Origin of the sequence: Streptomyces sp. HNM0575, from assembly GCF_012726265.1 — a bacterium.
Classification (GTDB): domain Bacteria; phylum Actinomycetota; class Actinomycetes; order Streptomycetales; family Streptomycetaceae; genus Streptomyces.
This window is the reverse complement of record NZ_JAASAG010000001.1, coordinates 816,174-837,520: the sequence shown is the minus strand read 5'-3', so window position 1 is coordinate 837,520 and position 21,347 is coordinate 816,174. Positions and strand designations below refer to the sequence as shown.

The window sequence follows — 21,347 nt, the reverse complement described above, 5'->3', positions numbered from 1 at the left end:
CCCCACAGCGCACCATGGGCGCAGCACTGCGCGTCGACCCCGTAAAGGAGCCTTCGTTGTACGGACCCGGCTACGCCCCGCGCCGCTTCCTGATGTGCCCACCGGCACACTTCCGCGTGACGTACTCCATCAACCCCTGGATGGATCCCGCCAAGCCCGTGGACATCCCGCTGGCGCTGGCCCAGTGGGAGGAGCTGCGCGACCGCTACCGTTCGCTCGGCCACACCGTCGAGGAACTCGAACCGGTCGAGGGGCTGCCCGACATGGTCTACGCGGCCAACGGCGCGACCGTCGTGGACGGCCGCGTGCTCGGCGCCCGCTTCGCACACCGCGAGCGCGCAGGAGAGGCGGAGGTGCACCGGGCCTGGTACCGGGCCAACGGCTTCACCGACGTGCACGAGCCTGAGCACATCAACGAGGGCGAGGGCGACTTCGCGGTGACCGGCACCTGGCTGCTGGCCGGGCGCGGCTTCCGCAGCAGCCCGCTCTCGCACGGCGAGGTGCAGGAGTTCTTCGGACGGCCGGTGATCGGTCTCGATCTGGTCGACCCGCGCTACTACCACCTCGACACGGCGCTGTGCGTGCTGGGCGGCGACGAAGTCATGTACTACCCGCCGGCGTTCTCCCCCGGCAGCCGTGCCGTGCTCGCCCGGCTCTTCCCGGACGCGGTCGTCGCCTCCGGGCCGGACGCCGAAGCCCTCGGTCTGAACGCGGTCAGCGACGGGCACCACGTGATGCTGCCGCAGGCCGCTGTCGGGCTGCTCGGACCGCTGCGGGAGCGGGGCTACGAGCCGGTGCCCGTCGACCTGACGGAGCTGCTGAAGGGCGGCGGCAGCGTCAAGTGCGTGACGGCGGAGCTGCGTCCCGCGGCCTGACGACGACTCGGGCCCCCGGGTGCCGGGACCCGGGGCCCCGGCTCGGTACGTCCATCGGCACGTGCCCGGGGAGTCCCCGGCAAGTCCGCGCCGTCGTGCGGCCCATGGGCCCTCCGCCCGTGGGCCGCACACCCGGGGAGCTGCCGCGATCCCGTCCCCCCGGGAGCTGCCGCGACCCCGTCCCTCCGTGACCGGGTCTCGAAGCCTCCGGACGGGCTGAGGATTCACGCATTGCTGAGTTCACGAATTCCTGTACCGTGATGGCGTGCTGACCGTTGCCTCCGACATCGAAGTGCTGGCCCGCTTCGGCCGCGCGCTTGCCGACCCGATTCGCTGCCGCCTCCTGCTTGCGCTCCGCAAAGCGCCGGCATACCCCGCCGACCTGGCCGACGCGCTGGGGATCTCCCGCACCCGGCTGTCCAACCACCTTGCCTGCCTGCGCGACTGCGGCTTGGTCGTCACCGTCCCGGACGGCCGCCGCACCCGGTACGAGTTGGCCGACGACCGGCTCGGCCACGCGCTGGACGACCTGCGCACGGCCGTGGTCGCGGTGGAGGGCGACCGCAGCTGCCCTGAGGCTGCCGATAAGGGCTGCTGCTGATGGCTGCGCTGTCACTTGGACCGCCCCCTGATCGGCGAGAGGGCCTGACTCGCCGCGTACGGCTGCTGGTCGCCGCGACCATCACCTACAACGTGATCGAAGCCGTCGTCGCTCTCTTTGCCGGGGCCGTCGTCTCGTCGGCCGCACTGACCGGATTCGGGCTGGACTCCACCATCGAGGTCTCCTCCGCCGCCGCCGTCGCCTGGCAGTTCTCCGCGAAGGACCACGCGGTGCGGGAAGCGCGGGAGAAGGCCGCACTGCGGTTGATCGCCGTCTCCTTCTTCGCACTCGCCGCGTACGTCGCCTTCGACGCCGTACGCGCGCTGAGTGGAGCGGGGGAGGCCGAACGCTCCGTCACCGGGATCGTCCTCGCGGCCGTCTCGCTGGCCGTGATGCCGTTCCTGTCCGCTGCTCAACGCCGTGCCGGGCACGAGCTCGGCTCTGCCTCCGCGGTGGCCGATTCCAAGCAGACGCTGCTGTGCACGTACCTGTCGGCCGTCCTCCTGGTCGGCCTGGTTCTGACCGCCACCCTGGGCTGGTCCTGGGCGGATCCCGTCGCCGCCCTCGCCATCGCGGGACTTGCGGTCAGGGAAGGCCGGAACGCCTGGCAGGGCAAGGGATGCTGCACTGCCCCGACAGTGGTGACGGACCGCCCGGCAGTGGTTACGGACCGCCCGGCGGTGGTGACGGGGCACAACTCGGCTGAGGGCGCCTGCGGTTGCCGTCCCGAAGGCGCCTGCTGCAACTGACCCCACTCGCGCACGTCGAGCGGCTCGTGGCCGTCCGGACCCGGGAAGTGCCGTGCGGGGACGGAGGCGCTGCCGGACGGGCTGACCGTGCAGGCGGTGCGGGGAAGTGACCGGGACCGGCGGCGGGCGGCGGTGATGTCAGGGCGTCGGCGTCAGCCCGGTCGGCCCGCCGCGTCGCCGCCGGGGCCGTCCCCGCCTCCGGTGCGGGTTCCGGTCCTGGTACGGGTTCCGGTCCCGGTACGGGTTCCGGTCCCCGTGCGGGTTCAGGTCCCGGTACGGGTTCCGGCTCCGGCGCCGGTTCAGGTCCCTGTCCCGCCGGTTCCGGCGGTGCCGTGGGTCCCGTCGGGGCCGGCGTCCGGGTTCGGCGGCCACGCGTCGCCCCACTTCGCGTCGCGTGCACGGCGGTAGTCGGCGCCGTGCCTCTTGGTGACCGTCGAGGCGCGCAGGCCGTCGTCCGCGGTGCACAGGTCCAGCAGCACCTGGCCCTTCCGCTTCTGCGGCCTGCGCACGATGCGACCACCGGCCGGGTCCCCGGCGATCACCGGACGCACCGCGGCGACGTAGCTGAACTTCTCGTCCTCGTACGGCAGTGAGCCGCCCTTGACCTGCCGGTGCAGCGAGGAGCGGTTGACCCGGGCGGCGAAGTGGCACCAGTCCTCGCCGGGGACCATCGGGCACGCCGCGCTGTGCGGGCAGGGCGCGAGTACGCGCAGGCCCGCGCCTAGGAGCCGGTCGCGGGCGGCGATCGTACGGGCGTAGCCGCCGGGGGTGCCGGGCTCGGTGATCACCACCGCACGGGCGGCGCGGGCCGCGGCGTCGACCAGCGACTGCCGCTCGGGCTCGGCCAGTTCGCCCAGTACGTACGAGATCGTGACGAGGTCCGCGTCCGGCAGCGCGCCCGTACCGGCGCCCTCGCGGTCCGGGTCCTCCCCGTCGGCGTCCGCCCGGTCGGCGTCCGCCCGGTGCGGTCGCTCGTCCGGGTCCGTCAGCGAGCGCCGCCGCCACTCGGCCGCGCGCAGCGCCTCCGCGTCCGGGGTTCCCGGGGCGCCCAAGGGGCCCGGGGCGCCCGCCAGTTCGCGGCCGAGGGAGAGCGCGGGCTGCGAACGGTCGAGCACGGTGGTGCGGCGCGGGCCGCCCTCGGGGCCGTCGCCCGCCGCGCCCCATACCCGCGCGGCGGCCCAGACGGCGGCGCCCGTACCGCCGCCGACGTCCAGGTGGCTGCCGGGCCGCCACTCGCCCGTGCGTACGGCCAGGGCGCCGAGCGCCGCGGAGACGGCGGCGAAGGTGGCGGGCATCCGGTACGCGGCGTAGGCCACCACGTCCGCGCGGTCGCGCAGCACGGGGGCGGGGCCCTCGCCGGGCGCCCGGTAGCCGGCCATCAGCCGCTCGACGGCGCGGGACGCCTGACGCGGCGGCAGTCCGTCGACGAGCGCGGCGAGGGCGCGGCGCAGTTCTTCCTCGATCACCACGGCAGTCTAGGGAGCGCGCGTACGGGCGGCGCGGGCGAGCCTCGTGGCCGCGGCGGCGCGCGGGCCGTTGTCCGCGGGGCGGCGCACGGGGTGCACGGTGTTGGCGAGCAGCACCAGGAAGGTGCCGGTGGCCGGGTCAAGCACCAGGCTCGTACCGGTGAATCCGCAGTGGCCCGCGGGAGCCCCGTACGTCCCGTAAGCCCCGTACCCGCCGCACTCGGTCGGCCCGCCCCGCCCGGCCGCATCCGCCATGCCGCCCGGCTCTCCCGTGAAGCCCTGCTCTCCCGTCCCGACCGGCTCTCCCGCCCCGGCCGGCTCCCTCATCCCGGCCAACTCCCCCATGAAGTACGGCCGGTCGACGGCGAAGCCCAGTCCGGGCGGTGCCAGCATCGCCTTCACCGTGGCGGGTTCGAGGATCCGCGCCCGGCCGTACGCGCCGCCCGACAGCAGCGTGCGGCACAGCACCGCCAGGTCGGAGGCCGTGGAGAAGAGCCCCGCGTGGCCCGCGACGCCGCCGAGGGCGAAGGCGTTCTCGTCGTGGACGGTGCCGCGCAGCATCCCGCGGTCCGCCTTGGCCCAGGACCTGCGCTGGTCCTCGGTCGCGGCGGCTGAGGCGGCGGGCACGGGTCCGTACGAGGTGGCGTCCATCCCCAGCGGGCCGGTGATCCCGTCCCTGATCAGGACGTCCAGACCGAGACCGGAGGTGCGTTCCAGGACCTGCTGGAGAGCGATGAGGTTGAGGTCGGAGTAGCGGTATGCGCCGCCGGGTGCCGAGACCGGTTCGTCGTCCCAGAGCTGGGCGAGGAGATCGCCGGAGCCCCGGCCGCGGACGGGCCGCCCGCCGCGAGGCCGCTCGCCGAAGGGCCACCTGCCGCCGGGCGCCCCCTCGTGGCCGCGCCGCTCGCCGAAGGGCCGCTCCGGCCGCAGCCCCGACGTGTGCGTCAGCAGTTGCCGCACGGTGATGCGGTCCTTGCCGCGGGGCGCGAACTCCGGTACGTACGCGGCGACTTCGCGGTCCAGCTCGACGGCGCCACGCTCTTACTGCCGCATCGCCGCGAGAGCGGTGAAGACCTTGGTGAGCGACGCGAGGTCGAAGAGCGTGCGGGGCGTCACCGGCTCCCACCGCTCCCGCGGCAGCTCGACTCCGGCGTCCGCCTCCGGGTCGTACGCCGAGTACCGCACCGCCCAACCGGCGGCGTGCTCCAGCGCGAGCCACGGGCCACGGCCGGCGGCCACGACCACGCCGGAGCACCAGCCCCGTACGGGCAGGGCGTCGACGTCGTCGCGCAGCGCCGCCAGTTCCGCCGGGCACAGTCCCGCGTGCCCGGCGGAGGGGGCGCGCCTCAGCTTCGCGGCGTCCGCCACGGACGGCACAGGCCCACGAACGCGACGGCAGCGATGGACAGCGCGCCCACCTGCACCAGCGCCATCGGTACGGCGGTGCGCTCGCCCGCGACGCCAACGAGCGGCGAGGCGACGGCACCGATCAGGAACTGCGAGGTGCCCAGCAGCGCCGAGGCCGATCCGGCGGCGTGCGGGGCGCGCATCAGGCCCTGGGAGTTGGAGTTGGGCATCACGAAGCCCATGCCCGTCATCAGCACGCACAGCGCGGCCGCGACGGGGAACAGCCCCGCCTTCCCGAAGACTCCGCCGGTCATCAGCAGCAGCGCCACCGCGGCCGTACCGGTCATGCACAGGCCGAACGCCAGCACCCGGTCCAGCGGCACCCGGCCGACGAGAAGCTTGCCGTTGATCTGGCCCGCGGTGACCAGGCCGATGGAGTTGACCATGAAGAGGAGGCTGAAGGTCTGCGGGCTCGCGCCGTAGATCTCCTGCATCACGAACGGCGAGGCGGAGACGTACGCGAAGAGCGCCGCGAAGCTGAGGCTGCCCGCCAGCAGATAGCCGGTGAAGGCGCGGTCGGCGAAGAGGCCGCGCATGGTGCGCAGGGCGTCGGGGACGCCGCCGCTGTGCCGCTTGTCGTGCGCGAGGGTCTCGGGCAGCCACCGCGCGACGACCGCCGTGAGTACGACGCCGACGCAGGTGAGGACGAGGAAGACGCCCCGCCAGTCGGTGAAGCGGAGTATCTGCCCGCCGAGCACGGGGGCGAGGATGGGCGCGAGGCCCGATATGAGCATCAGGGTGGAGAAGAAGCGGGCCATGGCGAGGCCGTCGTACAGATCGCGGACGACGGCCCTGGCTATGACGATCCCCGCGGCCCCGGTGAGGCCCTGCACCAGCCGGAAGAGGATCAGCGTCTCGATGCTGGGGGCGAACGCGCAGGCGGCTCCGGCGATCACGTAGCCGGACATGCCGATGAGCAGCGGCCGGCGGCGTCCGAACTGGTCGCTCATCGGGCCGACGACCAGCTGTCCCACGGCGAGGCCGAGCAGACAGCCGGTGAGCGTGAGCTGAGCGGTGGCGGCCTGGGTGTGCAGGGTGCCGCTGACGGCGGGCAGCGCCGGCAGATACATGTCCATCGACAGCGCGGGCAGCGCAGTGAGGCCGCCGAGGACGAGGGTCATCAGGAGGCCCGCGCGGCGGCGCCTGCTCAGCTGCGGTACGGACCGGTGCTTGTCGCCGGCGCCGGACCCGTTGACGGGAGATCCGGCGACCGCGGACCCGGCGACGGGAGATCCGGTGGCGGACGATCCGGCGACCGGCGATCCGGTGGCGGCCGGGGCCGCACGCCCCGCCGAGGAAGGGGACGGAGGCGGAGACGCGGCCGGGATTCCGGTGCCGTCGTATGCCGCGATGTCGGAGTCGGGGGTGGCGACGGAGTCGCCGACGGGGGCCGTGGCTGCGGCAGTTCGGGCAGAACCGGGGTCGGACATGCACCTCTCCAGGAGATTGTTGACGACGGGCACATTCTCCCAGACATTTCGGCCCCCGGCCCAACCGGTTTTCCGCACCGCGGACCCGTGAGAGCGGCCGCACGACCGGTCCGTACGACATCTGTACGGGCCGGTGCGCAGCCGCCTCATACGGCTGTCCGACATTGTCCGACGATTGTCCGGCGGATCTCTCTGCGGATTCCCGGCGGCCGTCAGAGCGGCTTGAGCCCGGGGTCGCCTGCCTGCGAGACGAACGACGCAGCAGTCACGACGGGTGCCCCCGGCCGGGTGACCAGGTCCACCGTCCGGTAATCCGCGCGCAGTCGGTGCTGGTCGAGGGTGAGCATGACGTAGCCGCGGCGCCCGTCGTAGAACTTCATGTGCGGGTTGGCGTCCATGAAGGCCTGCCAGTCGCCCGGCTTGGCGACCCCGTCGCCGCCACTGGCGACCGACGTGGTGACGAGTTCCACACCGGCGGTGCGGGATCCGGTGTCGTCGAAGTCCTCCTTGATGTCCATGGCGTAGTGCACGTGCACGTCGCCGGTGAGCACCGCCAGGTTCTTCACCCCTGCCGTGCGCGCGGCGTCCAGGAGGCGTCCGCGTGCCGCCGGGTAGCCGTCCCAGGCGTCCATGGACAGCGGATACGGGCCCGTCGTGCGGTTGCGGCGGCGGGAGAGGACCGTCTGCTGCGGCACCAGGTTCCACACCGCGCTCGAACTCTTCCAGCCGTCCGCGAGCCAGCGTTCCTGCGCGGAGCCGAGCATCGTGCGGTCCGGCCGCTCCGTCTCGTCGGTCGGCACCTTCCAGCCGTCGCCCTCCGACTGGTCGTCGCGGTACTGGCGGCCGTCGAGGATGTCGAGCTGTGCGAGGCGCCCGAAGTCCAGCCGCCGGTAGAGCTGGAGCGAGGAACCGGAGGGCTGCTGCGGCGGACGCAGCGGCAGATTCTCGTAGTACGCGCGGTACGCCGCGGCACGGCGGGCGAGGAAGGCCTCGGGCGGTGAGCCGTCGGGGGTCTCGTCCGCGTAGTTGTTCTCCACCTCGTGGTCGTCCCAGGTGACGATCCAGGGGTGGGCGGCGTGCGCGGCCTGGAGGTCGGCGTCGCGGTGGTAGAGGGCGTACCGCAGGCGGTAGTCCTCCAGCGTCGTCGTCTCCTTGTTGAAGGCGTCGGGGAGCTTGAGCGAGGAGTCGGCGCGGTCGCCTCCGTTCGCGTCGACCGCGTACTCGTAGAGGTAGTCGCCGAGGTGCAGCACGGCGTCGACGTCCTCCTCCCCCGCGAGGTGCCGCAGCGCGGTGAAGTAGCCGTCGTGGTACGCCTGGCAGGAGATCGCGGCGAAGCGCAGCGAGCCGGACCGGTCGGCCGCCGAGGGAGCCGTGCGGGTGCAGCCCGTGGGGCTGGTCCAGCTGCCCACGCGGAAGCGGTAGTAGTAGCGGGTCCGCGGCTCCAGGCCGTCGGGTACGACGTGCACCGCGTGATGGAACTCCGGGTGCGCGGTGACGCTCCCGCGGCGCACCCCGCGCGTGAAGCGCTCGTCGTCCGCCAACTCCCAGCTGACGGTGACGGGTTGGGGGTCGAGGCCGCTGTCCGGCTGGTACGGCTCGGGGGCGAGCCGCGTCCACAGCACGACGGAGTCGGGCCGGGGGTCGCCGGAGGCCACACCCAGGGTGAAGGGGTCTTTGCCGATACGGGCAGGGTCGAGCTTCGCTGCGGCGTGTGCGGGTCGGGGAAGGTTGACACCGAGGGCGAGCGACACCGTCGCCGCCGTACCGGTCAGCAGTCTGCGACGGCACAATTGCCGTGCGGCCGCACGGTATTCGCTGTCTGCGCTCGAATGCTGCGTCATACATGTGATTGCACAGTCCGTGAGCGTCCGTCAGCGGGCGGACACGCGACCGCCGGGTGACCTCTCAGTGGCAGTCGGGCGGAGGCGTCGCTTCCGGCTCGGGGCCGGGCCGGTGGTCCGGCTTCCGTGGCCGGACGGTACGAGCCCTCAGGCCGGACTTCCGACTTCCGCCTCGGACTTCCGCCTCGGACTTCCGGGCCCGCCCGGCGCGGGACGCCGCCCGGGCTCCCCGTTACTCTGCGCGCATGACGACACAGGGCGAGAGGGCGCGTACGGCGCTCGTGACCGGCGCGGGCTCGGGCATCGGACGGGCCGTCGCCGTCGAACTGGCCGCAGCGGGGCGGCGTGTGACGCTGTCCGGCCGCCGGGCAGGACCGCTGGAGGAGACGGCCCGGCTCATCGGTGAGCGGCCGGGCGCACCGGACGCGGCGGTCGTGCCCACGGACGTCACCGACCCGGAGGCGGTCACCGCGCTCTTCGCGTCCGTACGGCGCAGCAGCGGCAGGCTGGACCTGCTGTTCAACAACGCGGGCGCGTTCGGCCCCGCCGTACCGCTGGAGGAGCTGTCGCCCGAGGAGTGGCGGGGCGTCGTGGACGTCAATCTGACGGGCGCCTTCCTGTGCGCGCAGGCCGCGTTCCGGCTGATGAAGGATCAGCGTCCGCAGGGCGGCAGGATCATCAACAACGGCTCGATCTCGGCCCATGTGCCCAGGCCCGGCTCGATCGCCTACACGGCGACCAAGCACGCGGTGACCGGGCTGACCAAGTCCCTTTCGCTGGACGGCCGCCCGTACGGCATCGCCTGCGGCCAGATCGACATCGGCAACGCGGCCACCGAGATGACGGCCCGCATGGAGACCGGTGTGCCGCAGGCGGACGGCACGACGAGGGCGGAGCCGGTGATGGACGCCGCGGACGTCGCGCGCACGGTGCTTCACATGGCGGAGCTGCCGCTGGAGGCGAACGTGCAGTTCGCGACCGTGATGGCGACGACGATGCCGTACATCGGGCGCGGCTGAGTCCGGCTGACGGCGGCTCAGGCCGCCGCGCCGCCGGACCGGTGCCGGACCGGTGCCGTACCGGTGCCGTACCGGTGCCGGACCGGTGCCGTACCGGTGCCGCGCACCGCTGCCGGACCGGGCTCCGGCGAAGGGCGGCGAGGATGAGGATCGGGACGGGGCGGGGCGGGGTCGCGACGGGGTAGCCGCGGCGCCCCTGCGCAGCGCAGACTCTGTGTCCCGCCGAGAGAAGGGTGCGTGTGCGATGAGTGAGGCTTCAGGGACTTCCGGGGCTGCCGGAACCGAGGGGACGGACGGTACCGAGGGGACGGACGGGCCGCCGCCCGCGCCGGGCTTCGGCAACTACCAGAACGACATCTACCTCAACGGTCTCGACGACCGGCTGCCGCCCTTCACCACGGACCTCACCCTCCTCGGCTCCTCCGCCCGCGAGCACCTCGACCCCGGTGCCTTCGGCTACGTCGCCGGAGCGGCGGGCTCCGGCTCGACGCACCGCGCCAACCGCGAGGCGTTCGACCGGCACCGCCTCGTCCCGCGGATGCTGCGCGGCTCCGCCCCCCGCGATCTGCGTACGACGGTGCTGGGCACCCCGATGCCCGCGCCCGTACTGCTGGCACCGGTCGGCGTGCAGTCGATCATCCACCCCGACGGCGAGCTGGCGACGGCCCGCGCCGCCGCCTCCGTCGGCGTCCCGATGGTGCTCTCCACGGCCTCGTCGCACACCATCGAGCAGGTGGCGGAGGCCGGCGGGCCGGACGGTCAGCGCTGGTTCCAGCTGTACTGGCCCAACGACGACGACGTGTGCGTCAGCATCCTGGAGCGCGCGCGCAAGGCCGGTTTCACCACCCTCGTCGTCACCCTCGACACCTGGACCCTCGCCTGGCGCCCCCAGGACCTGGACCAGTCGTACCTGCCGTTCATCCGCGGCATCGGCACCGCGATCCCCTTCTCCGACCCCGCCTTCCGCGCCGGCCTGGACAAGCCGCCGGAGGACGATCCGATCCCGGCGGTGCTGCGCTGGGTGCCGATGTTCACCGGCACCGACCACTCCTGGGACCAACTGCCGTTCCTGCGGGAGCACTGGGACGGCCCGATAGTGCTGAAGGGCGTGCTCCACCCTGACGACGCACGCCGCGCAGCCGACGCCGGCATGGACGGCGTCGTCGTCTCCAACCACGGCGGCCGTCAGGTCGACGGCGCGATCGCCTCCCTCGACGCCCTCCCCGGGGTCGTCGAGGCGGTCGGCGAACGGATAGAGGTCCTCTTCGACTCCGGCGTGCGCACCGGATCCGACGTACTGAAGGCGCTGGCTCTCGGCGCGCGCGCCGTGCTCGTCGGGCGCCCCTACGCATACGGGCTCGCGCACGGCGGCGAGGAGGGAGTGCTGCACGTACTGCGCAGCCTCCTCGCCGACCTGGACCTCACCCTGGGCCTCTCCGGGCACCGCACGCCCGCCGATCTGTCGCCGGACTCGCTGCAAAGCGGGGTGTGAGCCGCGGCTACCATGGGCCGTACGGCGGACGAGCCGGCCGGGCGGCCGCGTCGGGACCCGGCCCGAGGGCCTGGTTCCGCCGAGGAACGTCCGGGCTCCACAGGGCAGGATGGTGGGTAACTCCCACCCGGGGTGACCCGCGGGAAAGTGCCACAGAAAGCAGACCGCCGGTCCCGTATCCGTACGGGACCGGTAAGGGTGAAACGGTGGTGTAAGAGACCACCAGCGCCCAGGGCGACCTGGGCGGCTCGGTAAACCCCATCCGGAGCAAGGTCAAGAGGGGCCGTCGGCTGACGGCTCTGCGCGGACGACCGAGGGCTGCCCGCCCGAGTCCGCGGGTGGACCGCACGAGGCCGGCGGTGACGCCGGTCCCAGATGGATGGCCGCCTCCCCCGGCGCCGCGAGGCACCGGGGAGACAGAACCCGGCGTACAGGCCGACTCGTCCGCCGCCGCCTCTCGGCCCGCACCGGTAGGGCGGGCGCGAGCGCCGATTTATTGACGCGATCACGCGGCCCGGCGGAAAATGCCCCATGTTCTCCCGCTCGCAGGTGACGCAGAACAAGATTGTCGCGAGGCGCATGCGCCGCTTCTTTCGGGACCTGCCACCGGGCCTCGACCCGAGCGCGGTCGCAAAGGCATACGGGCGCCACCTGTGGGATTCGGGTGCCGACAGCCTGGCCGACGAAAAGAAGCTCTCCCGGTCCCGCTTCTACGTGGGACTGTCCGTCGAGAGCACCGGCCTGTCGGAATTCACGAAACGCGCCGCGCTCATATCCGACACATTACTTCTGTCGCACGACCATCGGTCGGCTTTCCATGAAATCGAGAGCTACGCCAAGCACGGCATCCCATTCGATTCCGCGTCCGCCATGTCCGAGTCACTCACCGATCCCTTCTCGCTGCGTTACGGCATGCGCTGCCCGAGCCTCGACGTGCTGGGCCGATGGATTCTGGATTCCGAGCCACTGCTGAAAGCCGGCCTCGCCTGGTACCTGCCGAGTTACTCGACGATCAAAAAGGGCGGGCCGAAAACTCCCCAGCCGGTCGAGGCGATCGACTATCTGATCCGGGACGGACGGGTCATAGACGCCTCGGGCGGTGAGCCGGTCAAGGACCGTCTGGTGCGGCCGGTCTGCCGGATGGACCTGCCGTTCATCGACGGGGTCGACCTCGCGGACTTCAGCCGGATCACCGTCGACGAATTCAGCTCCTACTCGGCGTTCCGCGATTTTCTCCGTCTCAGTTTCCTGAACATCGACGACGCTCTGAACGACGTCCAGTCGGACCGGGAACTGATGAAGATCGGCCTGGAGATCAAGGACCAGGTGCGATCCGTCCGGTCCGAGATGAAGAGAGTCAAGGGTCAGCGGGCGGTGGCCGCCGGCGGTGCCGTGGTCGCAAGCGTGTCGGCGGCGCTCGTGGCCGTGTACGGTCCGGCGCTCGAATGGGTCGCAGGCGTGATCGGCGGTGCGACTCCCGGTCTGTGGGGGTTACTTCAGGCCAGAGGGGAGAACAGCACCCGGCCGCTGCGCGAGGACAAGTGGCACTACGTCTGGACGCTCTCCAAGGAGAGCAACACCGACGTCTTCTGAGCCAGTGGGGTCAGGGCCCTTCGCGGCGCGTGAGCCTTCGCGGCGCGTGAGCCTTCGCGCCACCCAGTGCCCGGAGTCCGGAGCCCCGGAGCGGGGCGCACCGGAGCCCGGCGCACCGGAGCGGGGCGCAGCGTCGCCGTGACGTCTCGGCTCCGCGTGCGCCCCGCCGCCGGTCACCAGGAGGACTTGGTCACTCCGGGCAGATATCCCTTGTGCGCGAGTTCGCGCACGCGCACGCGTGAGAGCCCGAACGCCCGCAGATGCCCGCGCGGCCGTCCGTCGACCGCGTCGCGGTTGCGCACGCGCGTGGCGCTGGCGTCACGGGGCTGACGGCGCAACTCCCGCAGGGCGGCCGCCCTTTCGGTCTCCGAGGACGAGGGGCGGCGAAGGATGTCCTTCAACTCGGCCCGCCGGACCGCGTACCGCTCCACCACGGCCTTCCGCTTCTCGTTCTTGACGATCTTGCTCTTCTTCGCCATCAGACCTTCCCTCCCTTCGCGCGTATCCGGGCCACGGCGGCCTCGACGCCGATGGCGTCGACCGTCTTGATCCCTTTCGCGCTGAGGGTGAGCCGCACATGGCGGCCTTCGCTCGGCAGCCAGTAGCGCTTGCGCTGGACGTTGGGGTCGAAGCGCCTCCGGGAGCGGCGGTGGGAGTGGGAGACGGTGCGGCCGAAGCGGGGCTCGGCGCCGGTCAGTTGGCAGCGGGCGGACAAGGGGTGACCTGCCTCTCGTGGTCAGCGGTTTTGTTAATGGAAATCATTTCCATATACTACACGCATGCCGAAGACCGACCAACGCCCGATCATCAAGCTCCGGTCCACAGCCGGCACCGGCTACACCTACGTGACCCGCAAGAACGTCCGGAACGACCCCGACCGCCTGACCCTGCGCAAGTACGACCCGGTGGCCCGCCGCCACGTCGACTTCCGCGAGACCCGCTGACGCCCACGCGACCGAGACCCCACGCAAAGGACACCGCCGCCATGAAGCAGGGCATACACCCCGCCTACGGTCCCGTCGTCTTCCGCGACAAGGCCGCCGGCTTCGCCTTCCTCACCCGCTCCACCGCGACCAGTGACGCGGTGATCGGCTGGGAGGACGGCAACGAATACCCCGTCGTCGACGTCGAGATCTCCTCCGAGAGCCACCCCTTCTACACCGGCACGGCCCGCGTTCTGGACACCGCCGGGCGGGTGGAGCGCTTCGAGCGCCGCTACGGCCGCCGCGGGGCCCGCTGATGGAGGGGCAGCCGAAGCTTCCCGTCGTCATCGTGTGCGGGCTGCACTCCGAGGCACGTACCGAGGTCGTGGAGCGTCTGCTGCGCGCCGTGCCCGGCAGCGTCGCTCTCCACCACGACCACTCGACGGCCGCGCACGGAACGGTACGGCGCACCATTCGCAGCGACGCCGGTGAACTGAGCGCCGGCGAGACGCCGTTGGTCAACGACTGCGCCTGCTGCGCCCTGCGCGAGGACCTGATCCCCGAACTGGAGAGGCTGGCCGCGGACGGCCTGACCCGGCTCGCCGTCGTGGAGCTGTGGGATTCGGTGGAGCCCAGGGCCATGGCCGAAGTCGTGGCCGCGCACGGCGAAGAGACCGTCCTCACCGGTGTGTTCACCGCTGTCGACCCCGCGCTGCTGCTGCCCTGCCTCGGCAACGGCGACGACCTGGCCGACGCGGGGCTCGCCGCGGCTCCCGCCGACCGGCGCACCGTCGCCGACACCTTCGCCCGGCAGCTGGAGTACGCCTCCGTACTCGCCCTCGTGGACAGCCCCGAAGCGGACGAGGAGGACGCCGCGCTGCTCGGCCAGCTGCATCCCACGGCCTGGCACGTGCATCCGGCGTCCGGCGAGCTGGCGGAGGCGGCGTTCGCCGGTTTCGACGTACGTGCCGCCGCCGCGGCCCAGGACCCCTCCTGCGCGCTGCTGCCGCAGGAGGCGGACGAATGCGGAGTGAGCACCTACGTCTGGCACCGCGACCGGCCCTTCCACCCGGAACGGCTCTACCAGGCGCTGGAGGACCTGACCTGTGCCGCGGCCCGCAGCCGAGGGCGCTTCTGGCTCGCCGACCGGCCCGACACCCTTCTGGCCTGGGACGCGGCGGGAGGCGCACTCAGCGTCGAGCAGGCGGGCCCCTGGCTCGCCGCGCTGCCGGACGCCGCCTGGGAGATGGTGCCGCCGGAACGCAGGGCCGCCGCCGCGATGGGATGGCACCCCGTACACGGCGACCGCTGCCAGCACCTCGTCTTCACCTCGCCGGACCTGGACCGGAAGGGCCTCCGGCAGCTCCTCGAGTCCTGCCTGCTGACCGACGCCGAATACGCGGACGGCCCCGACGCCTGGCGGCACCTGTCGTCGGCGTTCGCTCCGCTTCTCGACCACGCGACCTGACGTACCGGGAGCACCGGGAGCACCCGGCACCCGGCACCTGCTCAACACCCGTCCAACGCCCGCCCAACACCCGCCCAACACCCGCACCGCACCCTGGAGATCACATGCCGCGCAACAACGCTCCCCGCAAGCCCCCCAAGCCCCGCCGCAACCCGCTGGACGCAGCCGGCATCACGTACATCGACTACAAGGACACCGACCTGCTGCGGAAGTTCATCTCCGACAGGGGCAAGATCCGCAGCCGCCGCGTCACACGGGTCTCCGCCCAGCAGCAGAGGCAGCTGGCCCGAGCGATCAAGAACGCCCGCGAGATGGCCCTGCTGCCCTACGGCACCCGGTGACCCGGACGTCACGCGCCCGTTCCCCGGCGGCGGTTGGTGGCCGAACGCTTCACCCGGCGCGCCGCGCGTTGGCGAGCATCGCGCGCAGCGCCGCCATGTCGTACGGGGTGAGCCGGCCCGCCGAACTCGCGCTCTTGTAGCCGCCGTTGGGCGAGCACATCACGGGTCTGACGCCGCCGGGGCCGGTGACGCACTCGTAGGCCCCTGCCTTGCCGTCGCCGTCCAGGTCCCGGTTGGGGTGGTCGAGGCCGAAGGTGTGCAGCATCTCGTGGACGAAGGTGTTGCGCAGCTGGTACGGGGCTATGTGCCAGGTCCCGTCGAAGTACTCGCTGTCCATCGTCACGATGCCGCCCGCGGCGACGCCGCCCGCGGGCCCCGGGCACGGCATGCCCCGGCTGTAGCCGCCGCGGTTCAGCGGCCGGTAGGTCTGGGTGTACTGGATGTGCCCCCACGGCGGGCATCTGCCCGGGTCGACGCTCTCCGTACCGCCGATGCCGATCCGCACCCCGGCCGCTCTCATCTGCGCGACGGCGGCCGTCAGATACGGGGTGTAGCGCTGCTTGAGCCCGTCCGAGGCGAAGGTCACCGTGTACGGGCGCGAGGGGCTGACCGAGGTCACCCCGAGCCGTGCGGCCACCTGGAAACCGGGGCCCGCGAGGGTCGGGGGCCCCGGCGAGGAGCGGGCGGGCGTCACGCCGAACGCGCACGTGACGACGAGCGCGGCACCGACTGCGACACCTGTCCTCAGCATGTGGCTCCTGTGAAGTTGTACGGGGAGGGGGGTTCGGGGGCCCGGGCAGACTCGGTCCGGGCCGGTGCGGGTCCGGGCCGGTGCGGGTCCGGGCCGGTGCGGGTTCGGGGTGTGCGGGTTCGGGGTGCAGGGGCGGAAGGCCTTGGGACGCGCGGATCAGCGAGAGGCGCCGGGGCGCACCGGGAGGCACGGAGGTGCGGCGGGGCGGTCCGGGGTGCGGGCAGCTCGCCGGGTCAGAGGCACCGACGGCCCTTCGGCCACGTATCGCCCGGTTTCGGCCCGATCGGTTGATTGCTGCCCACCGCTCCTGCCCGTCATGCCCGCGGCACCTCTGCCCCGGCCGGAGGCGCAGCACAGGCGGCGTCCCGCGCGGATCCTTAGATTGGAGAGGACAGCCGACAGCGAACTTGGCAGGAGCCGGTGACGGGATCGGAGATCGACTACTCGGTGCTCTTCGCGGCCTTGCCCAGCCCGAACCTGGTGCTCGACCCGGAACTGACCATCCGGGACGTCAACCGGTCCTATCTGCGGGCGACGGGGCGCTCCCGTGCGGACCTGATGGGCCGGTACTTCTTCGACGCCTTCCCGCCCAATCCGCAGGAGGCCTACTCGGAGGGCGTGCAGAAGCTGTCGGCTTCGCTGCACAGGGTGCTCGACCTCGGCAGGGTCGACACGATGGCGCCGGTGAAGTACGACATCCCCGTCGTCAGCCGGCCCGGCACGTTCGAGGAACGCTGGTGGTCGCCGATCAACACCCCGGTGCTCGACGACGACGGCCGTGTCGTGTGGATCATCCACCGGATCGAGGACGTGACGGGATTCGTGCAGGCCCGCCGTCCGGAGACCCGCCCCACGGGAACACGCGTCGGGATGCACCAGGAGTCGGAGGCCGAACTCCTCACCCGGGCCCAGGAGTTGCAGGATCTCAACGAGGAGCTGCGGCTGGCGCACGGCCGCGAGAGCCGGGTGGCGCTCTCCCTCCAGGAGGCGATGCTGTACTCGCCGGACCTGCCGCGCCCCGGCGTCGCCGTCCGCTACCTGCCGGCGGTGGGCACGCTCAACGTGTGCGGCGACTGGTACGACGTGACCGACGTGCCGGAGAGCGGCGGCTTCACGGCGGCGGTCGGAGACGTCGTCGGCCACGGCCTGGAGGCGGCCGGCGTGATGGGCATGCTGCGCAGCGCCCTGAGCGCGGCGATGCGCGCCACCGCGAGCCCCGCCAGGGCGCTTCAGATCCTGGGGCTCTACGCGAACTCCGTGGAGGGGGCGCAGTCCGCGACCGCCGTGAAGGTCAGGATCGACACCGGGAATCGGACGATCACCTACAGCAGCGCGGGCCATCTGCCGCCCGTACTGCTGCACCCGGAGGGCGACTGCGAGCTGCTGGACCGTGCCACCGATCCGCCGCTGGCCGCCCGCTCCGAACAGGCACCGCGGCCCGAGGCCCGCGCGCCCTACCGCCACGGGGACTGCCTGATCCTCTACACCGACGGGCTGGTGGAACGGCGCGACCGGGACATCGACGACGGCATCGCCCGGCTGACCACCGTCCTCGCGGCGAGCGCGGGGCACGACGCCGAGCAGGTCGCGGACGAGCTGCTGTCGGGCATGGGCGTGCACGAAGGCGCCGCCGACGACATCGCCCTGGTCGTCATCGACCTCTGAACCGGGGTCTGCCTCACGGGGGCGTCCGTACGGACGGGGACGGGGCGGGACAGGATGGGGCCGGACGAGATGGAACACGGCGGGGCGGGGCGGAACGGGGCGGGACGGGCGGCTGCGGTCCCTTCCGGCGGCGCCGGGCAGAACGAGCCCTAGCGGGTGGGGCGTTCCAGCAGCGGCGGTGCGGTACCCGCGGGCAGTCCCACGAGCGCCTCCGCCTCTCCGGGCTCGAACGGGGCCGAGCCGTGCCACTCCAGTACGAGCACGGTGGCGTCGTCGCTCAGGTGCCCCTGGTGGTATTCGAGATGGTGGCGGATGAGCCGGCGCAGCGTCTCCGGTACGGGCAGGCCGTCGGCGTGGTGCCTGATGAGGAAGTCGGTGAAGCGGTCGATGCCGAACTCCTCGCCGTCGGGGTTGCGTGCCTCCGTGATGCCGTCGGTGTACAGCAGCAGCCGGTCGCCGGGCTCCAGCTGCGCGTGGCAGAGGGTCGCCGTGATCCCCAGCCCGGTGCCCATGGGCGGCGCCGGCGCGCACTCCAGCGGGACGGCGGACCTGCCGCCCCTGATGACGACCGGCGGATAGTGTCCGCAGCTGATCCACGTCAACTGCCCGGTGGCCACGTCGAAATCGGCGAGGATCCCCGTGGCGTAGCGGCTGTCCTCGAACTGGTCGAGCAGCGCCTGTTCCACCCCGTTCGCCGTCTCCACCAGGCCGCTGCCCTGGCGGCGCTGGTTGCGGCAGGCGGCGACGGCGAGGTTCGCGGTCAGGCCGGCCGCGGTGTCGTGGCCCATGGCGTCGAAGACGCACAGGTGGGCCAGGTCCTCACCGAAGGCGTAGTCGAAGGCGTCCCCGCTGACCTCGTACGCGGGCTCCATCAGCGCGGAGACCACCACCCTGTCCGTGGCGAAGGTGCGCGGCGGCATCAGGCGCCACTCCATCTCGGCGGCCACGTTCATCCGGCGCCGCCGCACCAGCCGGGCGTAGGCGTCGCTGGTGCCGCGCTTGGCGACCAGCAGCAGGCCCACCAGACCGCCCAGTTCGCGCATGTCCCGCATGGAGTTCTCGTCGGTCTCGGGGATGGTGATCCGCATCAGCCCGATCCGCTCGGTGCCGTTGAGCACCGGCACCCACCACTGCTGCCCGCCCGCGGAAGTGGGCAGGATCTCGCCGAGCTGGAACGCGCGCCCCGGCGCCGTACCGTCGATCGGGAGCTCGGCCGGAAAGTCGCCCGCGTGCCTGGCGCCGTCGGCTCCGCGACCCGTCATCAGCGTCAGCACGGTCTGCTGGATGTCGGAGATGTACAGCAGCACCTCCGGCCAGCCGAAGCGCTCGGCCTGCTCGCTCACCACGTCGGGCAGCTGCGTCAGCGTGCTCAGGTGGCTGACGGCGATCAGCTCGCCGATCAGCCCGCTCCGGCCGGATGCCCTGGCCATGGCGTACTCACGCTCCTTCGGCCACCGTCGCGGTCCCCCTGGCCCGCTCCCGTCCCCTTCCAGGCTGCACCCCGGGCCGCGGGGCCTGCCAGCGCAGGCCCTCCGGTGGGGGTGCGGGGGTCACGGCCGGTGGCGGTGCGGGACCGTGTCCGGTACCGGGTACGGGACCCGTCCGGTACCGGGTACGGGACCGGGTCCGGTGGCCGGGCGGATGTGCTTCGCGGGCGCCGTACGCCATACGCTGCTCGGCGTCCGTTCCCGCCGCCGTACCCGCGAGGAGACCGCCGTGCTTGTGCTGCTGCCACCGTCCGAGGGGAAGGCCGACCCGGGCGGCCGAGGACGCCCCTTCCAGCCGGAGGCGCTGTCGCTGCCGGAGCTGGCACCCGCGCGCGAGCGGGTGCTGGAGGAGCTGATCGGGCTCTGCTCCGCCGACGAGGAGAAGGCCCGCGACGTGCTGGGCCTCAGCGAGGGGCTGCGCGGCGAGGTCGCCAGGAACGCGGGGCTGCGTACGGCGCCCGCACGGCCCGCCGGGGAGATCTACACCGGAGTCCTCTACGACGCGCTCGGCCTGGCCACGCTCGGCACGGCGGCGAAGCGGCGGGCGGCACGGTCGCTGCTCGTCTTCTCGGGGCTGTGGGGAGCGGTCGGGATCAAGGACCGGATCCCCTCCTACCGCTGCCCGGGCGGCGTGCGGCTGCCCGGGCTCGGCGCGCTGAGCGCGCACTGGCGGGAGCCGCTGGCGCAGGTGATGCCCGTGGCCGCCGGGAAGGGACCGGTGCTCGACCTGCGTTCGACGGCGTACGCGCAGATGTGGAAGCCGAAGGGCGAGCTGGCCGAACGCACCGTCACCGTAAGGGTGTTGCAGTCATCCGTCGTCGACGGCGTGGAGAAGCGGACCGTCGTCAGCCACTTCAACAAGGCGACGAAGGGGCGGATCGTACGCGCCCTGCTGGAGAGCGGCGCGGCCCCCGCGACACCCGCGGCGCTGATCGAGGCGCTGCGCGGCCTCGGCCACACGGTCGAGGAACCGGCGGACGGCGGGAAGCCGGGCAGGCCGCGGGCGGTGGACGTGGTGGTCTCCGAGCTGTAGGGGTATCCGCGGGGTCCTCAAGAGCGCCCGGCCCGCGCCGTCCGCGGGGCTCGCGGGGCCCCCGAAGTCCGCCAGGCCCGCCAGGCCCGGGAAGCCGCGAGGCCCCGGAGGCCGCGAAGTCCGCGAAGCCCCCGATGCCCGCGAAGCCCGGGAAGCCGGGGAGGCCCGCGAGATCCGCGAAGCCCGCAAGGCCCGGGAAATCCACGAAGCCCGAGGGGCCCGCGACGCCAGCGAGATCCGAGGGGCCCGGGGCCCGCGAGGCTCGGGAAATCCGCGAGACCCGCGAAGCCCGGGAGATCCGGGAGGTCCACAGGGCCCGAGGGGCCTCGCACGGCGGGCGTCGCACGGCCGACCTTGTGCCGCAGGCACCGCAGCGCGGGCACCGCAACCCGGGCGTCCATCACAGGCACCCTCAGGCGCATTGCACGATACGCAACGCGCGTTGCGCATACCGGTGTTGCGGGGAGAGGATGCCGCCATGGCTCCCTCTCCGGCTCCGCCCCCGGCCGGTTCCGAACCGGCGGCCGCACCGGCCTCCCGATCGCTTCTGGACCTGGCCCCCGTGATCCCCGTCGTCGTGCTCGACGACGCCGCCGACGCCGTGCCCCTGGCGCGGGCCCTGGTCGCGGGCGGACTGCCGGTCGTCGAGGTGACGCTGCGTACGCCCGCGGCGGGCGACGCGATCCGGGCGGTCGCCGCGGAGGTGCCGGAGGCCGTCGTCGGCGCGGGCACCGTCCTCACGCCCGCGCAGGCGCGGGAGTCCGTGGACGCGGGTGCAGGTTTCCTCGTCAGTCCCGGGTGGACGGAGCGGCTGCTGGAGTCGATGCTCGGCTGCGGCGTGCCCGTGCTGCCCGGCGTATCGACGGCGTCGGAGGCGATCGGACTACTGGAGCGCGGCGTGACGGAGATGAAGTTCTTCCCCGCGGAGGCGGCCGGCGGCGTCGCGTATCTGAGGTCCCTCGCCTCACCGCTCCCCCGCGCACGCTTCTGCCCGACCGGCGGCATCGACGAGAAGCGGGCGCCCGGGTATCTCGCGCTGCCCAACGTCGGCTGTGTGGGCGGCACTTGGATGGTGCCGGGTGAGGCGATCGCCGCGCGGGACTGGCCCCGTGTGCAGCGCCTCGCGGAGGGCGCGGCGGCGCTGCGCGGCCGGGACCGGGGCCGGAACCGGGGCCAGGGGCAGGGCCAGGGCCGGGACTGACGGCC

20 protein-coding genes, 1 other RNA gene and 1 pseudogene are annotated in these 21,347 nt (G+C 72.8%); 14 read left to right on the top strand and 8 right to left on the bottom strand.

The genetic code is table 11. The features are described 5' to 3' along the window. Positions 1-92 precede the first annotated feature (92 nt). From ddaH to HCC61_RS03435, 3 genes are all read left to right on the top strand, one after another. Positions 93-875: a dimethylargininase gene (gene ddaH / locus HCC61_RS03445; protein ID WP_169133866.1), complete on the top strand. Its 783-nt coding sequence runs from the start codon at positions 93-95 to the stop codon at positions 873-875. A 265-nt stretch (positions 876-1,140) separates the two neighbouring features. Beyond that, complete coding sequence (locus HCC61_RS03440) at positions 1,141-1,476, top strand: metalloregulator ArsR/SmtB family transcription factor (protein WP_169133679.1); 336 nt, start codon at positions 1,141-1,143, stop codon at positions 1,474-1,476. Next, complete coding sequence (locus HCC61_RS03435; protein WP_169133678.1) at positions 1,476-2,225, top strand: cation transporter; 750 nt, start codon at positions 1,476-1,478, stop codon at positions 2,223-2,225. The genes HCC61_RS03440 and HCC61_RS03435 overlap by 1 nt, the downstream gene beginning before the upstream one ends. A 299-nt stretch (positions 2,226-2,524) precedes the next feature. On the opposite strand, the gene HCC61_RS03430 is transcribed toward HCC61_RS03435, so the two are convergent. The 4 genes and pseudogenes from HCC61_RS03430 to HCC61_RS03410 form a co-directional block, all read right to left on the bottom strand. Beyond that, a complete protein-coding gene (locus tag HCC61_RS03430; protein WP_346776996.1) occupies positions 2,525-3,691 on the bottom strand; it encodes a small ribosomal subunit Rsm22 family protein in 1,167 nt (388 codons plus the stop codon). Positions 3,692-3,700: 9 nt separating this feature from the next. Further along, positions 3,701-4,963: pseudogene (locus HCC61_RS03425) on the bottom strand (serine hydrolase domain-containing protein). A gap of 74 nt (positions 4,964-5,037) precedes the next feature. Next, entirely contained in the window at positions 5,038-6,528 is a 1,491-nt protein-coding gene (locus HCC61_RS03415; protein ID WP_169133676.1) for a multidrug effflux MFS transporter, read from the bottom strand. A 212-nt stretch (positions 6,529-6,740) separates the two neighbouring features. Further along, a complete protein-coding gene (locus HCC61_RS03410) occupies positions 6,741-8,369 on the bottom strand; it encodes an alkaline phosphatase D family protein (RefSeq protein ID WP_169133675.1) in 1,629 nt (542 codons plus the stop codon). Positions 8,370-8,614: 245 nt separating this feature from the next. On the opposite strand from HCC61_RS03410, the gene HCC61_RS03405 reads away from it, so the two are divergent. From HCC61_RS03405 to HCC61_RS03390, 4 genes are all read left to right on the top strand, one after another. Next, complete coding sequence (locus HCC61_RS03405) at positions 8,615-9,388, top strand: SDR family oxidoreductase (protein WP_169133674.1); 774 nt, start codon at positions 8,615-8,617, stop codon at positions 9,386-9,388. Between the two features lie 244 nt (positions 9,389-9,632). Beyond that, positions 9,633-10,880 carry a lactate 2-monooxygenase gene (locus tag HCC61_RS03400; protein ID WP_169133673.1) on the top strand — a complete coding sequence of 416 codons (1,248 nt, stop codon included), beginning with the start codon at positions 9,633-9,635 and terminating at the stop codon, positions 10,878-10,880. Between the two features lie 29 nt (positions 10,881-10,909). Beyond that, an RNA gene (gene rnpB, locus HCC61_RS03395) (RNase P RNA component class A) lies at positions 10,910-11,327 on the top strand. An 84-nt stretch (positions 11,328-11,411) separates the two neighbouring features. Next, entirely contained in the window at positions 11,412-12,473 is a 1,062-nt protein-coding gene (locus tag HCC61_RS03390; RefSeq protein WP_169133672.1) for a hypothetical protein, read from the top strand. A gap of 173 nt (positions 12,474-12,646) precedes the next feature. Here the strand turns inward: HCC61_RS03390 and rpsN are convergent, their stop codons facing one another. Both rpsN and rpmB read right to left on the bottom strand, forming a co-directional pair. Continuing rightward, positions 12,647-12,952 carry a 30S ribosomal protein S14 gene (rpsN, locus tag HCC61_RS03385; protein ID WP_169133671.1) on the bottom strand — a complete coding sequence of 102 codons (306 nt, stop codon included), beginning with the start codon at positions 12,950-12,952 and terminating at the stop codon, positions 12,647-12,649. After that, positions 12,952-13,188, bottom strand: a complete 237-nt coding sequence (gene rpmB, locus HCC61_RS03380) for a 50S ribosomal protein L28 (RefSeq protein WP_169133670.1) — start codon at positions 13,186-13,188, stop codon at positions 12,952-12,954. Before rpmB ends, rpsN begins: the two co-directional genes overlap by 1 nt. A gap of 64 nt (positions 13,189-13,252) precedes the next feature. On the opposite strand from rpmB, the gene rpmG reads away from it, so the two are divergent. The 4 genes from rpmG to rpsR all read left to right on the top strand — a co-directional run bounded on the left by rpmG (position 13,253) and on the right by rpsR (position 15,205). After that, the gene (gene rpmG / locus HCC61_RS03375; RefSeq protein WP_169133669.1) at positions 13,253-13,417 is read left to right on the top strand and encodes a 50S ribosomal protein L33; all 165 of its coding nucleotides are present in this window, start codon (positions 13,253-13,255) and stop codon (positions 13,415-13,417) included. A gap of 41 nt (positions 13,418-13,458) precedes the next feature. Further along, the gene (locus tag HCC61_RS03370; RefSeq protein ID WP_169133668.1) at positions 13,459-13,713 is read left to right on the top strand and encodes a type B 50S ribosomal protein L31; all 255 of its coding nucleotides are present in this window, start codon (positions 13,459-13,461) and stop codon (positions 13,711-13,713) included. Beyond that, positions 13,713-14,864 (top strand): GTP-binding protein, encoded by a 1,152-nt coding sequence (locus HCC61_RS03365; RefSeq protein WP_169133667.1) that lies wholly within the window; start codon positions 13,713-13,715, stop codon positions 14,862-14,864. The genes HCC61_RS03370 and HCC61_RS03365 overlap by 1 nt, the downstream gene beginning before the upstream one ends. A 104-nt stretch (positions 14,865-14,968) precedes the next feature. After that, positions 14,969-15,205: a 30S ribosomal protein S18 gene (rpsR, locus tag HCC61_RS03360; RefSeq protein ID WP_169133666.1), complete on the top strand. Its 237-nt coding sequence runs from the start codon at positions 14,969-14,971 to the stop codon at positions 15,203-15,205. A gap of 49 nt (positions 15,206-15,254) precedes the next feature. On the opposite strand, the gene HCC61_RS03355 is transcribed toward rpsR, so the two are convergent. After that, positions 15,255-15,956 (bottom strand): hypothetical protein, encoded by a 702-nt coding sequence (locus tag HCC61_RS03355; protein WP_169133665.1) that lies wholly within the window; start codon positions 15,954-15,956, stop codon positions 15,255-15,257. A gap of 420 nt (positions 15,957-16,376) precedes the next feature. On the opposite strand from HCC61_RS03355, the gene HCC61_RS03350 reads away from it, so the two are divergent. Beyond that, complete coding sequence (locus tag HCC61_RS03350; protein ID WP_169133664.1) at positions 16,377-17,621, top strand: SpoIIE family protein phosphatase; 1,245 nt, start codon at positions 16,377-16,379, stop codon at positions 17,619-17,621. Positions 17,622-17,770: 149 nt separating this feature from the next. On the opposite strand, the gene HCC61_RS03345 is transcribed toward HCC61_RS03350, so the two are convergent. Continuing rightward, positions 17,771-19,051 carry a PP2C family protein-serine/threonine phosphatase gene (locus HCC61_RS03345; protein ID WP_240968362.1) on the bottom strand — a complete coding sequence of 427 codons (1,281 nt, stop codon included), beginning with the start codon at positions 19,049-19,051 and terminating at the stop codon, positions 17,771-17,773. 286 nt (positions 19,052-19,337) lie between these two features. Here HCC61_RS03345 and yaaA point away from each other — a divergent pair, with 286 nt between their 5' ends. Together yaaA and eda are read left to right on the top strand one after the other, a co-directional pair. Beyond that, positions 19,338-20,141, top strand: a complete 804-nt coding sequence (gene yaaA, locus HCC61_RS03340) for a peroxide stress protein YaaA (protein ID WP_169133862.1) — start codon at positions 19,338-19,340, stop codon at positions 20,139-20,141. 478 nt (positions 20,142-20,619) lie between these two features. Next, on the top strand, positions 20,620-21,342 hold the full coding sequence (gene eda / locus HCC61_RS03330) for a bifunctional 4-hydroxy-2-oxoglutarate aldolase/2-dehydro-3-deoxy-phosphogluconate aldolase (protein ID WP_169133662.1): 723 nt from the start codon (positions 20,620-20,622) through the stop codon (positions 21,340-21,342). Positions 21,343-21,347 lie beyond the last annotated feature (5 nt).